The 17,887-nt window shown below is 37.0% G+C and carries 17 protein-coding genes; all 17 read right to left on the reverse strand.

Translation table 11 applies throughout. The annotated features are described in order from the left end of the window. Window positions 1-27 precede the first annotated feature (27 nt). On the reverse strand, window positions 28-288 hold the full coding sequence (locus BV906_RS07470) for a stage V sporulation protein S (RefSeq protein ID WP_010649201.1): 261 nt from the start codon (window positions 286-288) through the stop codon (window positions 28-30). Between the two features lie 103 nt (window positions 289-391). After that, entirely contained in the window at window positions 392-1,189 is a 798-nt protein-coding gene (locus tag BV906_RS07475) for a TIGR00282 family metallophosphoesterase (protein ID WP_087972838.1), read from the reverse strand. Between the two features lie 172 nt (window positions 1,190-1,361). Beyond that, complete coding sequence (gene rny, locus BV906_RS07480) at window positions 1,362-2,924, reverse strand: ribonuclease Y (protein ID WP_087972839.1); 1,563 nt, start codon at window positions 2,922-2,924, stop codon at window positions 1,362-1,364. Window positions 2,925-3,154: 230 nt separating this feature from the next. Then, window positions 3,155-4,270, reverse strand: coding sequence for a recombinase RecA (recA, locus tag BV906_RS07485; protein ID WP_087972840.1), 1,116 nt, complete (start codon window positions 4,268-4,270; stop codon window positions 3,155-3,157). A 173-nt stretch (window positions 4,271-4,443) separates the two neighbouring features. Continuing rightward, a complete protein-coding gene (locus tag BV906_RS07490; protein ID WP_425435183.1) occupies window positions 4,444-5,694 on the reverse strand; it encodes a competence/damage-inducible protein A in 1,251 nt (416 codons plus the stop codon). After that, window positions 5,691-6,269, reverse strand: coding sequence for a CDP-diacylglycerol--glycerol-3-phosphate 3-phosphatidyltransferase (pgsA, locus tag BV906_RS07495; RefSeq protein ID WP_087972841.1), 579 nt, complete (start codon window positions 6,267-6,269; stop codon window positions 5,691-5,693). The genes BV906_RS07490 and pgsA overlap by 4 nt, the downstream gene beginning before the upstream one ends. 96 nt (window positions 6,270-6,365) lie before the next feature. Continuing rightward, window positions 6,366-7,274, reverse strand: a complete 909-nt coding sequence (locus tag BV906_RS07500; RefSeq protein ID WP_087972842.1) for a helix-turn-helix domain-containing protein — start codon at window positions 7,272-7,274, stop codon at window positions 6,366-6,368. Window positions 7,275-7,291: 17 nt separating this feature from the next. Then, window positions 7,292-8,083, reverse strand: a complete 792-nt coding sequence (locus BV906_RS07505) for a DUF3388 domain-containing protein (RefSeq protein WP_087972843.1) — start codon at window positions 8,081-8,083, stop codon at window positions 7,292-7,294. Between the two features lie 229 nt (window positions 8,084-8,312). After that, the gene (locus tag BV906_RS07510) at window positions 8,313-8,561 is read right to left on the reverse strand and encodes a DUF3243 domain-containing protein (protein WP_087972844.1); all 249 of its coding nucleotides are present in this window, start codon (window positions 8,559-8,561) and stop codon (window positions 8,313-8,315) included. A 79-nt stretch (window positions 8,562-8,640) separates the two neighbouring features. Continuing rightward, window positions 8,641-9,357 carry an elongation factor P 5-aminopentanone reductase gene (gene ymfI, locus BV906_RS07515; protein WP_087972845.1) on the reverse strand — a complete coding sequence of 239 codons (717 nt, stop codon included), beginning with the start codon at window positions 9,355-9,357 and terminating at the stop codon, window positions 8,641-8,643. Window positions 9,358-9,367: 10 nt separating this feature from the next. Continuing rightward, window positions 9,368-10,651, reverse strand: coding sequence for an EF-P 5-aminopentanol modification-associated protein YfmH (gene yfmH / locus BV906_RS07520; RefSeq protein ID WP_087972846.1), 1,284 nt, complete (start codon window positions 10,649-10,651; stop codon window positions 9,368-9,370). Further along, window positions 10,644-11,933 (reverse strand): EF-P 5-aminopentanol modification-associated protein YfmF, encoded by a 1,290-nt coding sequence (gene yfmF, locus BV906_RS07525; protein ID WP_087972847.1) that lies wholly within the window; start codon window positions 11,931-11,933, stop codon window positions 10,644-10,646. The genes yfmH and yfmF overlap by 8 nt, the downstream gene beginning before the upstream one ends. 142 nt (window positions 11,934-12,075) lie before the next feature. Further along, window positions 12,076-13,029, reverse strand: coding sequence for an ABC transporter permease (locus BV906_RS07530; protein WP_087972848.1), 954 nt, complete (start codon window positions 13,027-13,029; stop codon window positions 12,076-12,078). Then, window positions 13,030-14,076, reverse strand: a complete 1,047-nt coding sequence (locus BV906_RS07535; RefSeq protein WP_087972849.1) for an ABC transporter permease — start codon at window positions 14,074-14,076, stop codon at window positions 13,030-13,032. It abuts the gene before it with no gap. Next, on the reverse strand, window positions 14,063-15,601 hold the full coding sequence (locus tag BV906_RS07540) for an ABC transporter ATP-binding protein (RefSeq protein ID WP_087973540.1): 1,539 nt from the start codon (window positions 15,599-15,601) through the stop codon (window positions 14,063-14,065). Before BV906_RS07540 ends, BV906_RS07535 begins: the two co-directional genes overlap by 14 nt. A 154-nt stretch (window positions 15,602-15,755) precedes the next feature. After that, window positions 15,756-16,871: a BMP family lipoprotein gene (locus BV906_RS07545; protein WP_087972850.1), complete on the reverse strand. Its 1,116-nt coding sequence runs from the start codon at window positions 16,869-16,871 to the stop codon at window positions 15,756-15,758. Window positions 16,872-16,975: 104 nt separating this feature from the next. Continuing rightward, entirely contained in the window at window positions 16,976-17,701 is a 726-nt protein-coding gene (locus BV906_RS07550; protein ID WP_087972851.1) for a GntR family transcriptional regulator, read from the reverse strand. Window positions 17,702-17,887 lie beyond the last annotated feature (186 nt).

Here is a 17,887-nt window from a genome sequence, read left to right on the forward strand (position 1 = left end):
TTTACAAAAAGTCCCTAAACTATAATATTATCTTGGTTCAACAATTAACTTAATGGCTGTCCGTTCTTCATTATCAATTAAGATATCTGTGAATGCTGGAATACAAATTAAATCTACCCCACTTGGTGCAACAAAACCTCTTGCTATGGCTACTGCTTTAACAGACTGATTTAAAGCACCTGCACCAATCGCTTGAATCTCCGCTGTACCTCGTTCTCTTAAAACATTAGCAAGTGCACCTGCTACTGAGTTTGGATTTGATTTTGCTGAAACTTTTAATACGTCCATTACTAGTACCTCCTCCATGCGCTATTGTAGTTATATTGCTACTATATTCCTGGAGATGTTAGCTTATTCCCTATTACGCAACAAAGATTCAAACAATTATCAATCAACCGAAGAATGGATGATCATCATTTATCATAATCCGTTCGATCTTAGATGCTTTACCCGTATTTGACTCGATTGTAACCATTACTCCATTTAATTGTGTTCTTCCCTGTTTTGTCGTTTCAAAACGTACAGGTAGTGACGTGAGGAAACGTTTTATTACAGCTTCACGGTCAACACCAAGTATTCCATCATAGGGACCAGTCATCCCTACATCTGATATATACGCTGTACCATTCAGTAAGATCCGCTCATCCGCTGTTTGGGTATGTGTATGTGTACCAACAACAGCACTCACTCTACCATCAAGATACCATCCCATCGCCTGCTTCTCACTTGTCGCTTCCCCATGGAAATCTACAAAAATCATATTCGTTCTTTTTTTGGCTTCCTCAATTAATTGATCTGCTTTCTGAAAAGGATCATCCACAGCAGGAAGGAATGTTCTACCCTGGAGATTGATAACGGCTACCTCTGCTCCATTTATATTTATATATACGATTCCTTTCCCCGGATTATTCTCTGGGAAATTTGCTGGCCGAATCATATATTTAGCATCATCAATAAACTCAAAAATTTCCCTTTTATCCCAAGTGTGGTTTCCCATAGTGATAGCTTGAGCACCCCATTCAAGAAATTGCTTATAAATTTTTTCCGTAATCCCTTTACCTGCAGCAGCATTTTCACCATTAATAATGGTCATGTTCGGTCGATATTTTTCCTTTAGTTTCGGCAGATATTCTTGTACCATATCCCGCCCTGGGGAACCAACCACATCACCTATAAAAAGTATTTTCATTGTTAATCATCCTAACGTATAGTATAGTATAAGTTTTTCATATTGACTTAGGGTTGTCAAAACTCTAACTGAATCAAACCGATTATTTCCCACCCTAGATAGATAGGTAGGTAGGTAAACACAATAGATTCAGAATTTAAAAAACAAAAGCGATCGAATGACCGCTTTTGTTTTATTTGGCGTATTCAATTGATCTTGTTTCCCTGATTACCGTTACTTTAATATGACCAGGATAATCAAGTTCTGCTTCAATCCGTTTCCGTATATCACGAGCAACACGAACAGATTCTATATCATCAATTTCATCAGGTCTAACCATAATTCGGATCTCTCTTCCAGCCTGAATGGCAAATGATTTCTCTACTCCGTCAAATGACTCGGAAATTTCTTCGAGTTTTTCTAATCGTTTGATGTAGTTTTCCAATGTTTCACTTCTAGCTCCTGGTCTGGCAGCAGATAATGCATCGGCGGCAGCTACAAGTACTGCGATAATGGAAGTAGCTTCTTCATCTCCATGGTGGGAAGCGATCGAATTAATGACAACCTCAGGTTCTTTGTACTTCATTGCTAGCTCTTTACCTATTTCAACGTGACTGCCCTCTACTTCATGATCAATTGCTTTTCCGATATCATGAAGTAATCCGGCTCTTCTTGCTAACGTAACGTCTTCACCAAGTTCAGCAGCAAGCAAACCTGACAAATAAGCAACCTCCGTTGAGTGCTTCAGTACATTTTGACCATAGCTCGTACGATATTTCAGTCGACCGAGAATTTTCACCAAATCTGGATGTAGTCCATGTACACCAACTTCAAACGTAGTTTCTTCTCCAACTTCCCGTATATATTCATCAACTTCACGTCTGGCCTTATCCACCATTTCTTCAATTCTTGCGGGGTGAATTCGTCCATCCTGTACTAGTTTTTCTAATGCCATACGGGCTACTTCCCGTCTAATTGGATCAAAACCGGATAGTATGACAGCTTCCGGTGTATCATCGATAATTAAATCAATACCTGTTAATGTTTCTAATGTTCGTATATTACGTCCTTCTCGACCTATAATACGACCTTTCATTTCATCATTAGGCAAGTTAACAACAGATACAGTTGTTTCTGCAACATGATCTGCAGCACATCGCTGCAATGCAAGAGATAGAAGACTTTTCGCCTTTTTATCTGATTCTTCTTTTGCACGATTTTCAGCTTCTTTAATCATTACAGCAGATTCATGTTTCACTTCATTTTCGATCCGTTCTAAAATAATTTGTTTAGCCTGGTCAGATGTATATCCTGAAATGCGCTCAAGCTCCGTTTGCTGCTCTTCTTTCATAGCTTCCACTTTGCTTTTCATTTCTTCAATTTGTTGTTGTTTGTCTGTTAGAGCTTGTTCTTTTCTTTCTAACAGAGATTCACGTTTGTCTAATGTTTCACTTTTTCTGTCCAGAGTTTCTTCTTTTTGCATCAGACGGTTTTCCTGCTTTTGAGCTTCCGTACGTCGCTCACGTAATTCATCTTCTGTCTGCTGGCGAAGCCTATGATTTTCATCTTTTGCTTCAAGAAGTGCTTCCTTTTTAGCAGCACCTGCATTTCTACGTGCTTCTTCCACAATCTGCTTTGCCAAGGTTTCCGCACTGGAAATTTTAGCTTCTGCAATAGATTTACGTACTAGATAACCAACAACAATACCGACGATCAGAGCAAGCAAAATGGAGATGATTAAGAGTATAATGTCCATGATTTCACCTCCCATTGCTATAAAATTGTACAATTCATTATTGTCGGCATGTAACATTTCTGAATGCATAAAATACCAATTAATTTCATAATAAAAATTATAAAATTATACACTTATAATATTAATTGCCAAAGCACGTAATGTCAAGGAAACGTCACAACTATTTACGCAAAGTAAAAAGACCTTTACCGATATTTTAACCGGCAAAGGTCCCTTAAGTTAAGAAACTATTAAACATCCAGACTGTCCTGAGTATTTTTTTCCTTTTCTGTTGCTTTACTATTTTTAGTTGCTGTTTTATTATCTTTTGTTTCTGTCTTTGCTTTTTCCGCTTCTGCTTCTGCTTTTTCTTTTTCTACACCATCCAGATCATAATGGGTTCGAATAGCACTATGAATCTCGTTCATGATAGCTTTGTTTTCATTTAGGAATATTTTTGAATTTTCACGGCCTTGTCCAAGTCTCTCACCTTTATAGGAGTACCATGCACCACTTTTATCTACAATATCCAAGTCTGAAGCGATATCAAGTATTTCACCCTCTTTAGAAATCCCTACACCATACATGATATCCACTTCTGCTTGTTTAAATGGTGGCGCAACTTTGTTTTTAACAACTTTAATCCTTGCTCTATTCCCTACCATTTCATTGCCCTGTTTTAATGTTTCGGCACGGCGTACTTCAAGTCTTACAGAAGAGTAGAACTTAAGGGCACGTCCACCAGGTGTTGTCTCTGGATTACCAAACATAACCCCGATTTTTTCACGAACTTGGTTGATGAAAATAGCAGTTGAGTTTGATTTATTAATAACACCGGAAAGTTTTCTTAATGCCTGTGACATCAGACGAGCCTGTAAGCCCATATGGGAGTCACCCATTTCACCTTCAATTTCCGCCTTTGGCACTAATGCAGCAACTGAATCGACTACTAATATATCAACAGCTCCACTTCGAACAAGTGCTTCTGCAATTTCCAGTGCCTGCTCCCCTGTGTCCGGCTGGGATAAAAGTAACTCGTCCGTATCTACACCAAGTGCTTTTGCATAGGTCGGATCAAGTGCATGCTCCGCATCGATAAATGCTGCTTGCCCGCCCTTTTTCTGTGCTTCTGCAATTGCGTGAAGAGCTACAGTTGTTTTACCTGAGGATTCTGGACCATATATTTCAATTACTCTTCCACGTGGATAACCGCCAATACCTAATGCGACATCAAGTGCCAGTGAACCACTTGGAATTGTATCTAGTTTCCGCATTGGAGTTTCACCGAGTTTCATAACCGAACCTTTACCAAATTGCTTCTCTATTTGTCTCAAAGCTACATCTAAAGCTTGTTTTCTATCACTCAAAGAAACTACCTCCTTAAATTATCTATTCCTATCATACATTGTTTTGAGATATTTAACAAGAAAAAATCGAATAGACGTTCTTATATTTTTATACTTGAAATTATTAAAAAATAAAGTAATATGCAGTGTTATTTACGTAAAAAATGATTTCTACTTCTAAACAGTACCATATATTACGATTTTAAGTAGTTATAAATTATTTCCAATCCTTTTAAACAAGCTCTTTTTCTTATCGAATTACGTGTCCCTGTAAATAAGTATTCTTCTACTTTTTGATATCCATGAATATCACTAATAGAAATAAAGACTTTTCCTACGGGGTTTCCTTCTGTCTGTGTTGGTCCCGCAACACCAGTAAAGCCAATTCCAATGTCAGATCCGAAAAGTTTTCTTACCTTCTCGGCCATCTCAAGAGCACATTCCTCACTTACTGTTCCCTTGTTTTGAATTATTTGCTCTGATACACCAAGTATATCTCGCTTTATCGCGGTATCATAACAAATGATTCCGCCAGGACAGACTTCTGAGGCGCCATTTACAGATACAACCTTTTCAGTAAACATTCCACCTGTCAGACTCTCTGCTGCTGCAAGCTTTTTCTTCTGCTTTTTAAGTAATTCCACTATTACCTCTTCTATAACCTGATCATCTTCTCCAAAATAAAATTCTCCCACTCGTTCGAGAATTTGTATTTTGGTATTGTTTAATAGTTGCTTGATGCTTTTCTCAGATTTTCCTTTTGCCGTTAAACGAATCACAACCCCATCATCCTGGGCAAGTGGTGCAATGGTTGGATTGCTCTGTGCTTGAATTAAATCTTTTAATTCATGTTCCAATGAAGACTCACCAATACCAATAAATTTCAGCACTAAAGATTTAATTATTTGTTCATTACCTATCATCACTTGAAGATAAGGGATAATTTCATCCTTCGTAATTTGTTTCATCTCTCTTGGTACTCCTGGAAGAAAGAACCATGTTTTTTCAGCTAATGTTACTTTCATTCCTGGTGCCATGCCGGCGTTATTTTTCAACACAGTGGAACCCTTGAAGACTCTTGCCTGTCTTCGATTATTAGGAGTCATTTCAACTTGATGATTTTGAAAAAATAATTCAATCTTTCCCATCGCTGTTTTATCTTCTATCATTTCCATTCCACTGATTGCTTGAAATGCTTCTCTAGTTAAATCATCTTCTGTAGGTCCCAGCCCTCCAGTGACAATGATGATATCCGATCTTTTCTGCGCCATTTGGAAAGCTTCTTCAACGCGCCCGGGATTATCGCCAACAACCGTGTGATTGTAAACATTAATACCATATAACGCCAATTGTTGTGATAACCATTGTGCATTTGTATTGGCAATTTGACCGAGTAATAATTCTGTTCCGACAGCAACTATTTCTGCTTTTAAATGTTTCATCATTTAGAATCCCTCATGACATGCCAATTTTTCACAAAATAATCAACACCAGATACGACTGTAAAAAATAATGCAATATAAAGCATAATCGTCCCAAATGGAAAATCGATATAGGAAAATGGGAAGTTATGCAATAATAGTACAGCAATTGCAATCATTTGTGTTGCTGTTTTCAGCTTACCCATTTGACCGGCAGCAAGTACAATCCCTTCCCCGGCTGCGACAAGGCGCAGACCAGTTACAGCGAATTCTCTGCTAATGATAATAATGACTACCCATGCAGGTGCAAGTCCCAATTCAATCAATAAAATAAGTGCTGCCGAAACAAGCAGCTTATCTGCCAATGGATCCATGAATTTCCCTAGATTTGTTACCAGGTTATATTTTCTTGCATAATACCCATCCACCCAATCGGTAGCTGCAGCAATAATAAAAATCAGTCCTGCTACAAAATGGGCTATAGGTAGTTCTGCTGCTCCAATATTCCAATTACCCCAATTAAAAGGTACTGATAAAAGAATGATAAAGATGGGAATCATAAAAATTCGCGATAATGTAAGTTTATTTGGTAAATTCATTACTCAATTTCCTCCTATGTTTTATTTGATTTTAGAATGAGATAAACCCTTCCGAAAAGGTAAATGGAAGGGTTTATCATCATAGACTATACATATTTACTCAGCCTTATTAATATTTAAATACAGTTTCTGATGTACCTTGGAAGTTGAAACCGGGTATTCCAGCTCCACTCCATTGACTAAAATCCTTAATGCTGGGACGTGACCAATATTAAAGTAAATTGTTTCCGCTTCACTGACATCAATTTCAGTCGGAGAGTTGTCTTCACTAAAACTATTACTATAAAATACTTCATTACTATTATCATCTCTGACTTCAAGCCAAGTATCATCCGAATTGGCTGACTCCAGCGTAATAATTATCTCCTCACCAGCATTAGTCAATTCCAATGTGGATGCAGGTGCTGAACCTGTACCTTCTTCAACAACGGTTATTTCCGATTGTTCTTCACCAGAGTCCTCTGGCTGTTCTTCTTCCTCTGTTGTATTATCATTATCTATTGAATCAGCATCGTGGTTGTCACCATCTGATTCTGTACTCTCCGTATTTTCTGGATTGTTTATAATAACGTTATCCTGTGGTTCCTCTACAGGGGCAGATGAATCTTCTGACATATTCTCCCGTATAAACCACCAAGCAACTAAAATAATACCAATTACAAGTAATACAACAATAATAGATGGTATAAGTGAGGAAATTCCAGAAAATTTTTCTGAATGATTGGATTTTCTTGTCCGCTGAATTCTTGAGTATTGAACATTTTCTTCTTCAGTGGCAGGAATCTCTTCCCTGTATTCCTCCAACAGGTCACTTGCATCCAGTCCAACTGCACTCGCATATTCTTTGATAAATGCGCGCGCATAAAATTTGCCTGGTAATATATGCAAATTCCCTTCTTCAATTGCTACTAAGTATCTCTTTTGTATTTTTGTTGTTTCCTGAAGACTGTCCAACGACAATCCACTCGCAAGCCGTGCTTCTTTTAGCTTTGCCCCAACCTCCATAAATAACACCTTCCATTTTAAAAATCAAACATAGAAAATCCGCTTTGCCCATCAAATTGCTGTTTTTCTACTGATTCATATGTTATTTGTTGTTCTTCATCTGTTCTCAGTTCAATAATATAATCAAAATCATCCATACTATATTCTGTTGATTGTACAAAAATGTCTGGATGCTCCACAACCTTAATAGCGGGAAGTTGCATAATTTCCCGAATCAATTGCCAATGCATCTCATTTGCCTTTCGTTTAGAAACGACACCATCGATAATATAAATATTATCTGAGTTATATTCTCCTTCAATGAGCTGACTTCTAACCGTTTGTTTAATCATCGTACTGGAGACAAACAACCAGCGTTTATTTGCACATACACTGGCGGCAACAACGGATTCTGTCTTACCAACCCGCGGCATACCCCGAATTCCAATTAATTTATGACCTTCCTGCTTATATAATTCTGCCATAAAATCAACGAGGAGACCCAGTTCATTACGAACAAAACGGATTGTCTTTCTGTCATCACTATCCGTATGTATATATTTACCATGTCGGACAGCCATTCGATCCCTAAGTTTAGGCTTTCGCAATTTAAATAATTTAATTGTGTCCATTGTTTGCAGAATTGATTTTAATCTTGTAATGTTCTCATCATATTTTGAAAGAAGCAGCATTCCCCTTCTCGAATTCTCTACTCCATTAATAGTGATAATATTAATGGAAAGCATACCTAATAAAGAAGAGATATCACCTAATAAACCAGGCCGGTTGATTTGAATTTCATATTCAAGATACCATTGGGTTTTATCCATAACGAGCTCCTTTATTTTACATATAAACAACATATTAGGCAATCCATACTATTATTACTATCATCCATAAAACATAAAATAATAAGTGTTCTCTTAGTAATATAACATTATTTCCAATTTTTCCAAACTAGAATTACCGAATGTTTCTATAAAAGTAAATTTCCCAATGAAAAAAGCTGTATAGAATTGACCTATACAGCTTTTTTAAAAAGTCATATCAAATTGATTTTTACTTGTTTTGCACGAGTTTTATCATCACATTGGCTAGTGCCTGCTGTTCTTGCTCAGATGCAGCATTCCATAGTTCTTTTAATGCCGCTTCCTCACCTGTCTTTGCTTCAACACTTTGAGCTAGGTAATCGCCCACTTCAGCAGCTATACTGGATATTGTTTGTTGATCCATCCCTTGCTGTTGTGCCTGATCAAGCCTGTTTGCTAAGAAACCTTTCCACGTTTCAAAATTATCAAGAACTGACATTTGGCATGCCTCCTCTATTCATTTTATCCTGTATAGTATTTGGGTTTACTAATAATTTATACAGAAAAATGAACGTTTCTTACCAACCGCCAGAAATATTGATAATTTCTCCTTGGATATAACTTGAACGTTCATCAAGTAAAAAGCTGACAGAATGAGCAATCTCACTAGGCAAACCAGCACGATTGAGTGGTATATCAGCAATGATTGATATTTTCTCATCTTCCGTCAAATGGCCGTTCATCTTTGTTTCAATATACCCGGGACTGATCGCATTTACCGTTATGCCAGAAGGTGCAACTTCTTTTGCCAAGGCTTTGACAAAGCTGTTCTGTGCACCCTTTACAGAAGAGTATATTACTTCATTACTGGCACCAATATTACCCCAGATTGATGTAATAAAAATGATTTTCCCTCGTTTTTGTTGGATCATTCGTGGTAATAGGTGTTTTGTAATCATCCATGGTGCTTTAACATGTAATGTCAACATGTCATCCATTACTTTTTCAGGTGTATCCTGAAGTAACCCGAACTGTGCAACGCCACTAGCGAACACAATATAATCTACAGGCAAAACCATTTCAGCAAGAAATCTTTTAATTGCTTCATTGCTGCTCAAATCCGCTTGTATGACTGCAAGCACTGAATCTGTACTTAATTCCTGCCTTAATTCATCTATCTTTTCCTTATTTTTATTATAATGTAGCAATACTTGATAACCATCATGCAATAGACGTTCTGCAATAGCTTTACCAATATCCCCGCTTGCACCAATGATTAGAACATTTTCCCCCATATAAATCTCCTTACTCGGCTGCAATCGTACAAACTGCTAATCGATTCTCGCTAATCCAATTTTTCATGAAATTATTGGCGTCTTGCAATGTCAGTTTTTGTATTTCAGGGATAATTTCAAATAAATTGATTCCCATTGCATGATAGGAAGTATAGTTGTTCGCAATAAACTCAAGTGAATTCATTGAACGTAACAACTGACCAATTTTCTTTTTCTTCATTCGATCAAAAACGTCCTCCGCAAGCTCGATCTCATTTGTTGAAAGTAATAACTCAATTACCCGCTTGGAAAATTTCTCTGGCTTGTTTGTGTTGCTTCCAATCATGGAATAGCCAAAGTTTTTATCCAGATTCGTTTCAAAGTAAAAACTACCATCAATCAGATTCGCTTTATATAGTTCCTGGTAAAATTCCCCACCAGTTGAAAAGAAATGACTTAGTACCATTCCACCAAGCAGATCTTTATGAAGGAAATCATCTTTACTCAGTTCGTCACCATACTCTTTTATTCCTATCGTACATTTTGGGATCGAAACGGGCATCGTAATTTTATTCTCTTTTATGGCCACTTCTTCTGGTTCCTCCGGTAAATTCCGCTTTAGATCTTCCATTTCCTTGAATGATTTTTTATTCTGATTCGTTTTAATCATTTCCATCATATTTTCAGGCCTGAAATTTCCAGCGAGGAATAAAGACATGTTTTCTGGATGATAGAAAGTGTTATAGCAAGTGTATAAATCATCTTTTGTAATCGAGGTTATTGATTCAACCGTCCCAGCAATATCTACGTTGACCGGATGATTCTTAAACATGCTTTTAATTGTACCCATAAACGATTGCCAATCAGGCTGATCATCATACATTTTAATCTCTTGAGAAATAATTCCTTTCTCCTTTTCAACCGACTCCTCGGAAAAATAAGGATCTTGCACAAAGTCAATTAACGTTTCAACATTTTTTTCTATATTCGTTGTCGCCGAAAATAAATATGCTGTCTTCGTAAAAGAAGTATATGCGTTTGGTGAGGCACCTTGCTTCCCAAAGTCTGCGAAAACGTCACGGTCTTTCTTTTCAAATAGTTTATGTTCTAGAAAGTGTGCTACACCTTCAGGCACATGAACTTCCTCCGTTTCACCAATTGGAACAAATGTTTGATCAATTGATCCATAATTTGTTGAAAAGATACCAAAGGCCTTTGCCATTTCTGGCCTTGGAAGTAAAAAGACGGTGAGCCCATTATCGAGTTTTTCTGAATATAATGTTTCATTGATTTCTTGATATATTTGCTTATTCATCTTTTGAGCCTCCTTCACTTGTTAACAAGTATACGGTATCTTCCTCTATTTTCCCTGCTACCTGGATAACTTCATCTTTTGTAACATTACGAATACCTTCGATTAATTGATCTGGTGTTAAGGTTTTATTGCCTATTACTTGTTGATATAACAGTTCGATCAAACCTTGTGGATGGTCCATTGTTTCTTTTAACTGATTAATGATTAAATCCTTTGTTTCACTTAATTCCTCTTCTGTAAAGTCTCCATCTTTCATTGCGGTAACCTGAAGACGAATAATGTCTCTCGCCTTTTCGAAATCATTGGGAGCAATCCCACTAAACACAAAAAGCAGCCCTTTATGGCTCTCCATTCGGGAAGATGCATAATATGCCAGGCTGTTTTTTTCTCTAACATTAATAAACAGCTTAGAGCTTGGAAAGCTACCAAATACCCCATTAAATACTTGCAGGGCAAAGTAATCATCGTCTTGAAATATTATATTGGTACGATAACCAATGTGCAGCTTTGCTTGTTGTACATTCTGTTTTTCAATAACTTCCTGTGATTTACTAACTGACTTTATTGCCTGGGATGGATTAAATTCAGGAAGTTTTTGTTGATTGATTGTCATTTTACTTGTTATTTTTTCTTTTATCGCAGCTTCGTCAAAATCACCAAGGACATAAACATCCAATTCATTCTCATTAAAGATTGTTTGATAATAATTGTACAAGTCTTCATTTGTCATGGTATCAAGCTCTTCTTCATATCCATGAACATGTAGTTGATAGGGTTCATTTTCACACATTTCATCAATAAGTCGCATGTTGGCATAACTCATTTTGTCATCCTGTATCGCGTTTATTTTTTGTTTTAATGTATCTTTTTCACGCTTAAATATGGATTCATCAAAGCCATTCTCATTAACATTTGGCTGAAACAATATTTCGCTGAATAAACTAATTGCTTCATCTATAATAGAAGATTCTTCCGGAAGAAATTTCTCATTGGCAAATTCCAGGCGAACAGTAATAATATGATTTTCACCCTTTTTTCCGCCGTCAACAGACAAAACGGCACCATATAAATCATCTAATTTTAATTGAAATTCACTTCTGCTTGGATAATTTTTAGTTCCCTGCTTTAATATATAAGGGAGTAAAGCTCTTTTTGTAATCGTTTCCTTCTCAAGAGGTGCTCTTAACTTTGCCACGATATTAATCGTTTTGTATTTTTTACTTTGAATAAAATGAAGTTTTAGACCGTTTTCCCGATGTTGCTTTTCTTGAATGGCATTCATAAATATCCTCCGATGCTATGTAATATTATTCTCCACAATTATTCTGCACAATTTTACCAGTTGTCATCCATAATACAGTAAAAAAAACTGACTTGCTAATATAAGCAAGCCAGTGAAAAGTTATTCTAAATTAATTGTAATTTTATCTACTTCCTTTAATATAAGGCACGCCATTTGCTTTTGGCGCTTGGGCACGTCCGATAAACCCTGCAAGTGCCAGAATCGTTAACACGTATGGCGCAATCAAAAGGAATATCTGTGGTACATTCTCAAACAGGGGAATACTTGATCCGATAACACTTAAGCTTTGGGCGAAACCAAAAAATAATGCTGCACCCATTGCACCAAGTGGATGCCATTTCCCAAAAATAACTGCGGCCAATGCCATAAAACCTTGTCCAACAATAGTTGAATGTGAGAAATTCGAAGCAATCGTAAGAGCGAAAACCGATCCACCAATTCCTCCGAGTGCTCCGGACAAGATCACAGCAATATAGCGCATCCTGGGTACATTGATACCATTTGTATCAGCTGCCATCGGATGTTCACCTACCGCACGTAAACGCAAGCCAAATGGCGTTCTGTACAATACAAACCAAGCAATAAAAGCAAAAGCAATTGCTATATATGAAGTAATATAGATACCTTCAAAAAAGATAGAACCTATAATTGGTATATCAGATAAAATTGGAATATTGGTTGTATAAAAAGGCTGATCCACCATATCCGTTTGACCTTTTCCATACCATTGCTTCGTTAAATATACACCAATACCTAACGCAAGCATGTTGATTGCTACACCACTTACGACCTGACTTGCATGGAAAGAAACAGATGCAACAGCATGAATAATCGAAAAGATTGCAGACACTACCATAGCAACTATTATGGAAATCCATGGCGTCCAGACACCAAGAACATCAGAAAAAGTTAAATTGAATACAATTCCTACAAATGCTCCCATTACCATTAATCCTTCTAGACCAATGTTTACAACTCCAGACCGTTCACTAAATACACCACCTAATGCAGTAAAAATCAGTGGTGCAGAGTAAAATAATGCTGTAGGGATAATCGACTGCAATATATCTAACATTTATTTACCCTCCTTTTTAAAGCGAAGCAATATCCAGCGAATAATATAGCTAGATGCTACAAAGAAAATAATTAAAGCAATAATGATATCTACAAGCTCAGTTGGCACACCAGCACCAGTAGGCATTTCACCAGCACCCTCTTTTAATGCCCCAAACAAAAATGCTGCCAGCACAACACCTAAAGCGGTATTTGCACCAAGTAAGGCAACGGCTATACCATCAAAGCCCATATTAGGAAAACCGGACATAACAGAAATGGTTCCATAGGTTCCTAACCCCTCCATGGCGCCTGCCAAACCTGCAAATGTCCCAGCTATAACCATTGAGAGAACTATATTTTTACTTACATTCATTCCGGCATATCGAGAAGCATGCTCGTTGTAACCAACAGATTTCAGCTCATATCCAATTGTTGTTCTCTGGATAATAAACCACATAATTACTGCTGCAAATAAGGCGATTAGTATTCCATAGTGAACACGGGAGTATAATGTAATACTTTGCAACCAGTCCGATGCCAATGAAGCTGACGCAGGAATTGCTTCGGTTGTGGTTTGGCGATCTGTTAATACATTTCTAATAATGTCATTTGTTACAAATAATGCTATATAGTTCATCATAATCGTAACAATAACTTCATGCACTCCAAGTTTTGCCTTCAGTATACCCGGGATAAATGCCCAAAGTGCTCCCGCTATTCCTGCTGCGATTATAGCAAGCGGTAAATGAATATACATTGGAGCATCGATCGCAAGTCCTACCCACACTGCTGCAAGCCAACCAACAATCACCTGACCTTCAGCACCAATATTAAATAAACCGGTACGGAAGGCAAATGCAATTGATAAACCTGTCAATATATACGGTGTCGATCTTCTTATCGTTTCACCAAGCGTATAAGAATCTCCGAATGCTCCATTCCATAAAGCTGTATATCCTTCAATTGGGTTAAATCCGGAAACGAGCATGATAATTGCGCCTGCTAGCAAGCCAAGAAACACGGAAATTATAGGCACTAGAACGGTAAATAATTTATTCTGTGACATTGGACTCACCCGCCTTTACTTTACTGCCTGCCATCAACAGGCCAAGCTCTTGTTCGTTTGTTTCTTCCGGTTTTACCTCAGCTACAATTTTACCGTCAAACATTACTGCTATTCGGTCACTTACATTAATAATTTCATCTAGTTCAAAAGAGACAAGAAGGATTGCCTTTCCTTTATCCCGCTCCTCTATTAACTTTTTATGGATAAATTCGATTGCACCAACATCAAGCCCTCTGGTAGGCTGAGCAGCAATCAGTAAGTCCGGTGAACGATCCACTTCCCGACCAATGATTGCTTTTTGCTGATTACCACCTGATAGTGCTCTTGCTGGCGTATGTACACTTGGTGTACGCACATCGTATTCTTGGATTAATTTCTCTGCCTTATTTAGAATCTCTTTATAATTCAATACTTTTGCTTTGGAATACGGCTTTTTATAATAGGTTTGCAGAACCATATTTTCACCAATTGAATAGTCCAGAACGAGTCCAAATCGATGCCTGTCCTGGGGAATATGCCCAATACCACTTTCAGTGACTTTTCTCGGGCTTTTATTCATGATATTTTTATTATTAAGTTCTATTTTCCCTGATACGGATTTGGTTAGCCCCGTTATAGCTTCAATCAATTCTGATTGTCCATTGCCATCCACACCTGCAATCCCAACAATTTCACCAGCATGGATTTCAAGATTGAGCCCTTTGACAAGATCTACTTTTCTAGAATCTTTCACTACCAGATTTTCTATTTTAAGTACCGTTTCCTTAGGATGAGATTCTGTTTTAACAGTATTGAAATTAACTTCCCTGCCAACCATTAAGGAGGCCAGTTCATTTACATTTGTATTGAAAGTATCTACGGTACCAATGCCTTTTCCTTTGCGGATCACAGTACAACTATCACAAACTTCCATAATTTCCTTCAATTTGTGGGTAATTAAAATGATAGATTTGCCTTCTTTAACAAGAGAACGCATAATATCCATTAATTCATTAATTTCTTGAGGGGTCAGTACTGCAGTTGGTTCATCAAATATAAGTACTTCAGCACCACGGTAAAGTGTTTTTAGAATTTCAACACGTTGTTGCATTCCAACAGAAATATCACTTATTTTGGCATCAGGGTCTACTTTTAGCCCATATCTATCGGAAATCTCTTTAATATTTTTTCTTGCTCTATCAATATCAATAACTCCACTCTTTTTGGTCGGTTCACTACCAAGCACAATATTTTGAGTTACCGTAAATGGTTCAACAAGCATAAAATGCTGATGTACCATTCCAATTCCTAATTCGTTTGCAATATTAGGATTAGTAATATTTACCTTTTTACCTTTAACCCTTATCTCTCCTTGCTCTGGCTGGTACAAACCGAATAAAACATTCATTAAAGTGGACTTTCCTGCACCATTCTCTCCTAAAAGAGCATGGATTTCACCTTTTTTAAGCTGAACAGTAATGTTATCGTTCGCAACGATACCTGGAAATTCTTTTCGAATGTTCAACATTTCAATCACATACTCCACCATGTTCACCCCTTTATAATCTGATATATCTTTTAATGGTATTATTTTAATAAAATCACCAAATAAAAAGGATCTTATTATACAGATCCTCTTTATTTGAAAATTTTATCCTACATGATAGAAGAAGGCTGCAGTCAGCCTTCTTCATTATTTATTAAAGCGAGCTTTCGAATGTCTCTAATTCTTCACGTGTTTTTGGTACTTCTATTTCCCCGTTTAGAATCTTTTCTTGCCATTCGTTGACTGTATTAACAATTTCTTCTGTCATTGCTTCTGTATTTGTTTCAGCAATTGCAATTCCTTCTTCTTCAATACCGAATTCTAAAATTTCACCACCTGGGAATTGATCATTTGCTAGCATGTTAGCAACTTCCTGTACTGCAACGTCCACACGCTTAATCATAGAAGTCAATGTAACATTTTGATCATTAATTTCACCATCTTCATGTTGGTCACGGTCAACACCGATAACCCAAATTTCACGTTCCGGATCGTTTTGCTTGATATCTTTTGCTTGATTGAATACACCATTTCCAGTCCCACCAGAAGCATGGAAGATAATGTCTATATCATTGCTGTACATGTTGGAAGCAATTAACTTACCTTTTGATGGATCATCAAATGTTTCAGCATACTGTACATCTACTTCAATCTCTGAATTCACTGATTTTGCTCCTGCAATAAATCCTGCTTCAAATTTGTTGATTAATGGTGAATCAATTCCACCGACAAAACCAAGTTTGTTTGTAGTTGTCTTACTCGCTGCTGCAACACCAGCCAGGAAGGATCCTTCATGTTCTTTGAAAGTAACACTTACTGCATTTGGTGCTTCTACAATAGCGTCAACTAATGCAAATTTAGTATCTGAAAATTGTTCTGCAGCTTTTTGAATATCCTCTTGTAAAAGGAAACCAGTACCAAAGATAAGACTATATTCATCTCGAACAAGACGTGTAATGTTTGGCATAAAGTCTGCTTTAGATCCTGATTGTGCATAATTAAAGCCATTCCCTTTTGACAAACCATGTTCTTCTCCCCATGCTTGCATACCTTCCCATGCAGACTGGTTAAAAGATTTATCATCTACTCCACCTTGATCTGTTACCATAGCAATACTGTAATCTGAAGACCCTTCTTCAGTAGCAGCATCATCTCCGCTGTTTGTCGAATCTGTTGTTTCTTCTTCGTCAGACCCCCCACCACATGCAGCTAATACGATTCCAAGACTAAGTAGTAAAGCAAATAATAAAATAAATTTACGATTTTTCATTTAAAAGCCCCCTTAAATAATTTACTGTTGATTAGTTTTACAATAGAATTCCTACTAGACCTGCTATCTTGCCCATCACCTCCTAAAAAAACATGGTTGGACTTTTAAACTCGTTTTCTTAAAACATGAAAACTAAATACATCCGAACGGAAATAATTAGACGAATAAAGAACCGCTTCATCTTCACTTGTGTAATGTACTTGCTTCAGCAAGAGAAGAGATAGGTCTGGTGCACAATTCAATATACTGAATATACGGTCATGATAACTGATTGGTTCAATATATGTAACAGCATAAGAGATCCGTTTATTCGCATATTCTTCCAGCAGTTCAAAGAGTGAATCTTCTTCATGTACACGGTGGAGCGGTATCAATTTTGCAGGAACCTTATCAATGCAAAATACAACAGGTTTATTATCAGCAGTCCGAACTCTTTCAATTTTTGCCAGATTCTCAATATTTTGCGAGGAGAACTTTGCTTTTTCTTCATCACTTGCTTCTATTATTTCAGTAGACAAATATTGAGAACCGGCAATTTTTCCTGACTGTTCAATCATTTTTGTTACACTCTTAAGTTCTTCAATTCCTGATGAAAAAATTGGCTTTGAATTTACAAACGTACCAACCCCATGCCTTCTTGTTACAATATTATCTTCTTCAAGAATACGCAAAGCCTCTCTTAATGTAGCTCTGGAAACACCCAATCGTTTAGACAATTGATACTCGGATGGTAATTTTTCTTTCTCGCTGTATGTGCCATTCTCAATATCTTTTGTTATTTCATCGATTACCTGTAAATATAGGTGTCTTGAATCCGTTCTAATCGACACAAAATCCCCTCTTCCCTAGGCTGCTATTAAAGAGATCCGACCTCAGACGTATGACTCTTTTGTTGTCATTAATAATACCATCATTATTAAAATAAATAAATAGAATATAGGATAAAAGTCATAAAACTCGTCATCTTTTGACAAAATTCAACAAAAAGGACAGGTTAATCATTTTTTCATGATTAA

The sequence above is a fragment of the Oceanobacillus rekensis genome, from assembly GCF_002153375.1.
In the GTDB taxonomy this organism is placed as follows: Bacteria; Bacillota; Bacilli; order Bacillales; family Amphibacillaceae; genus Oceanobacillus; species Oceanobacillus rekensis.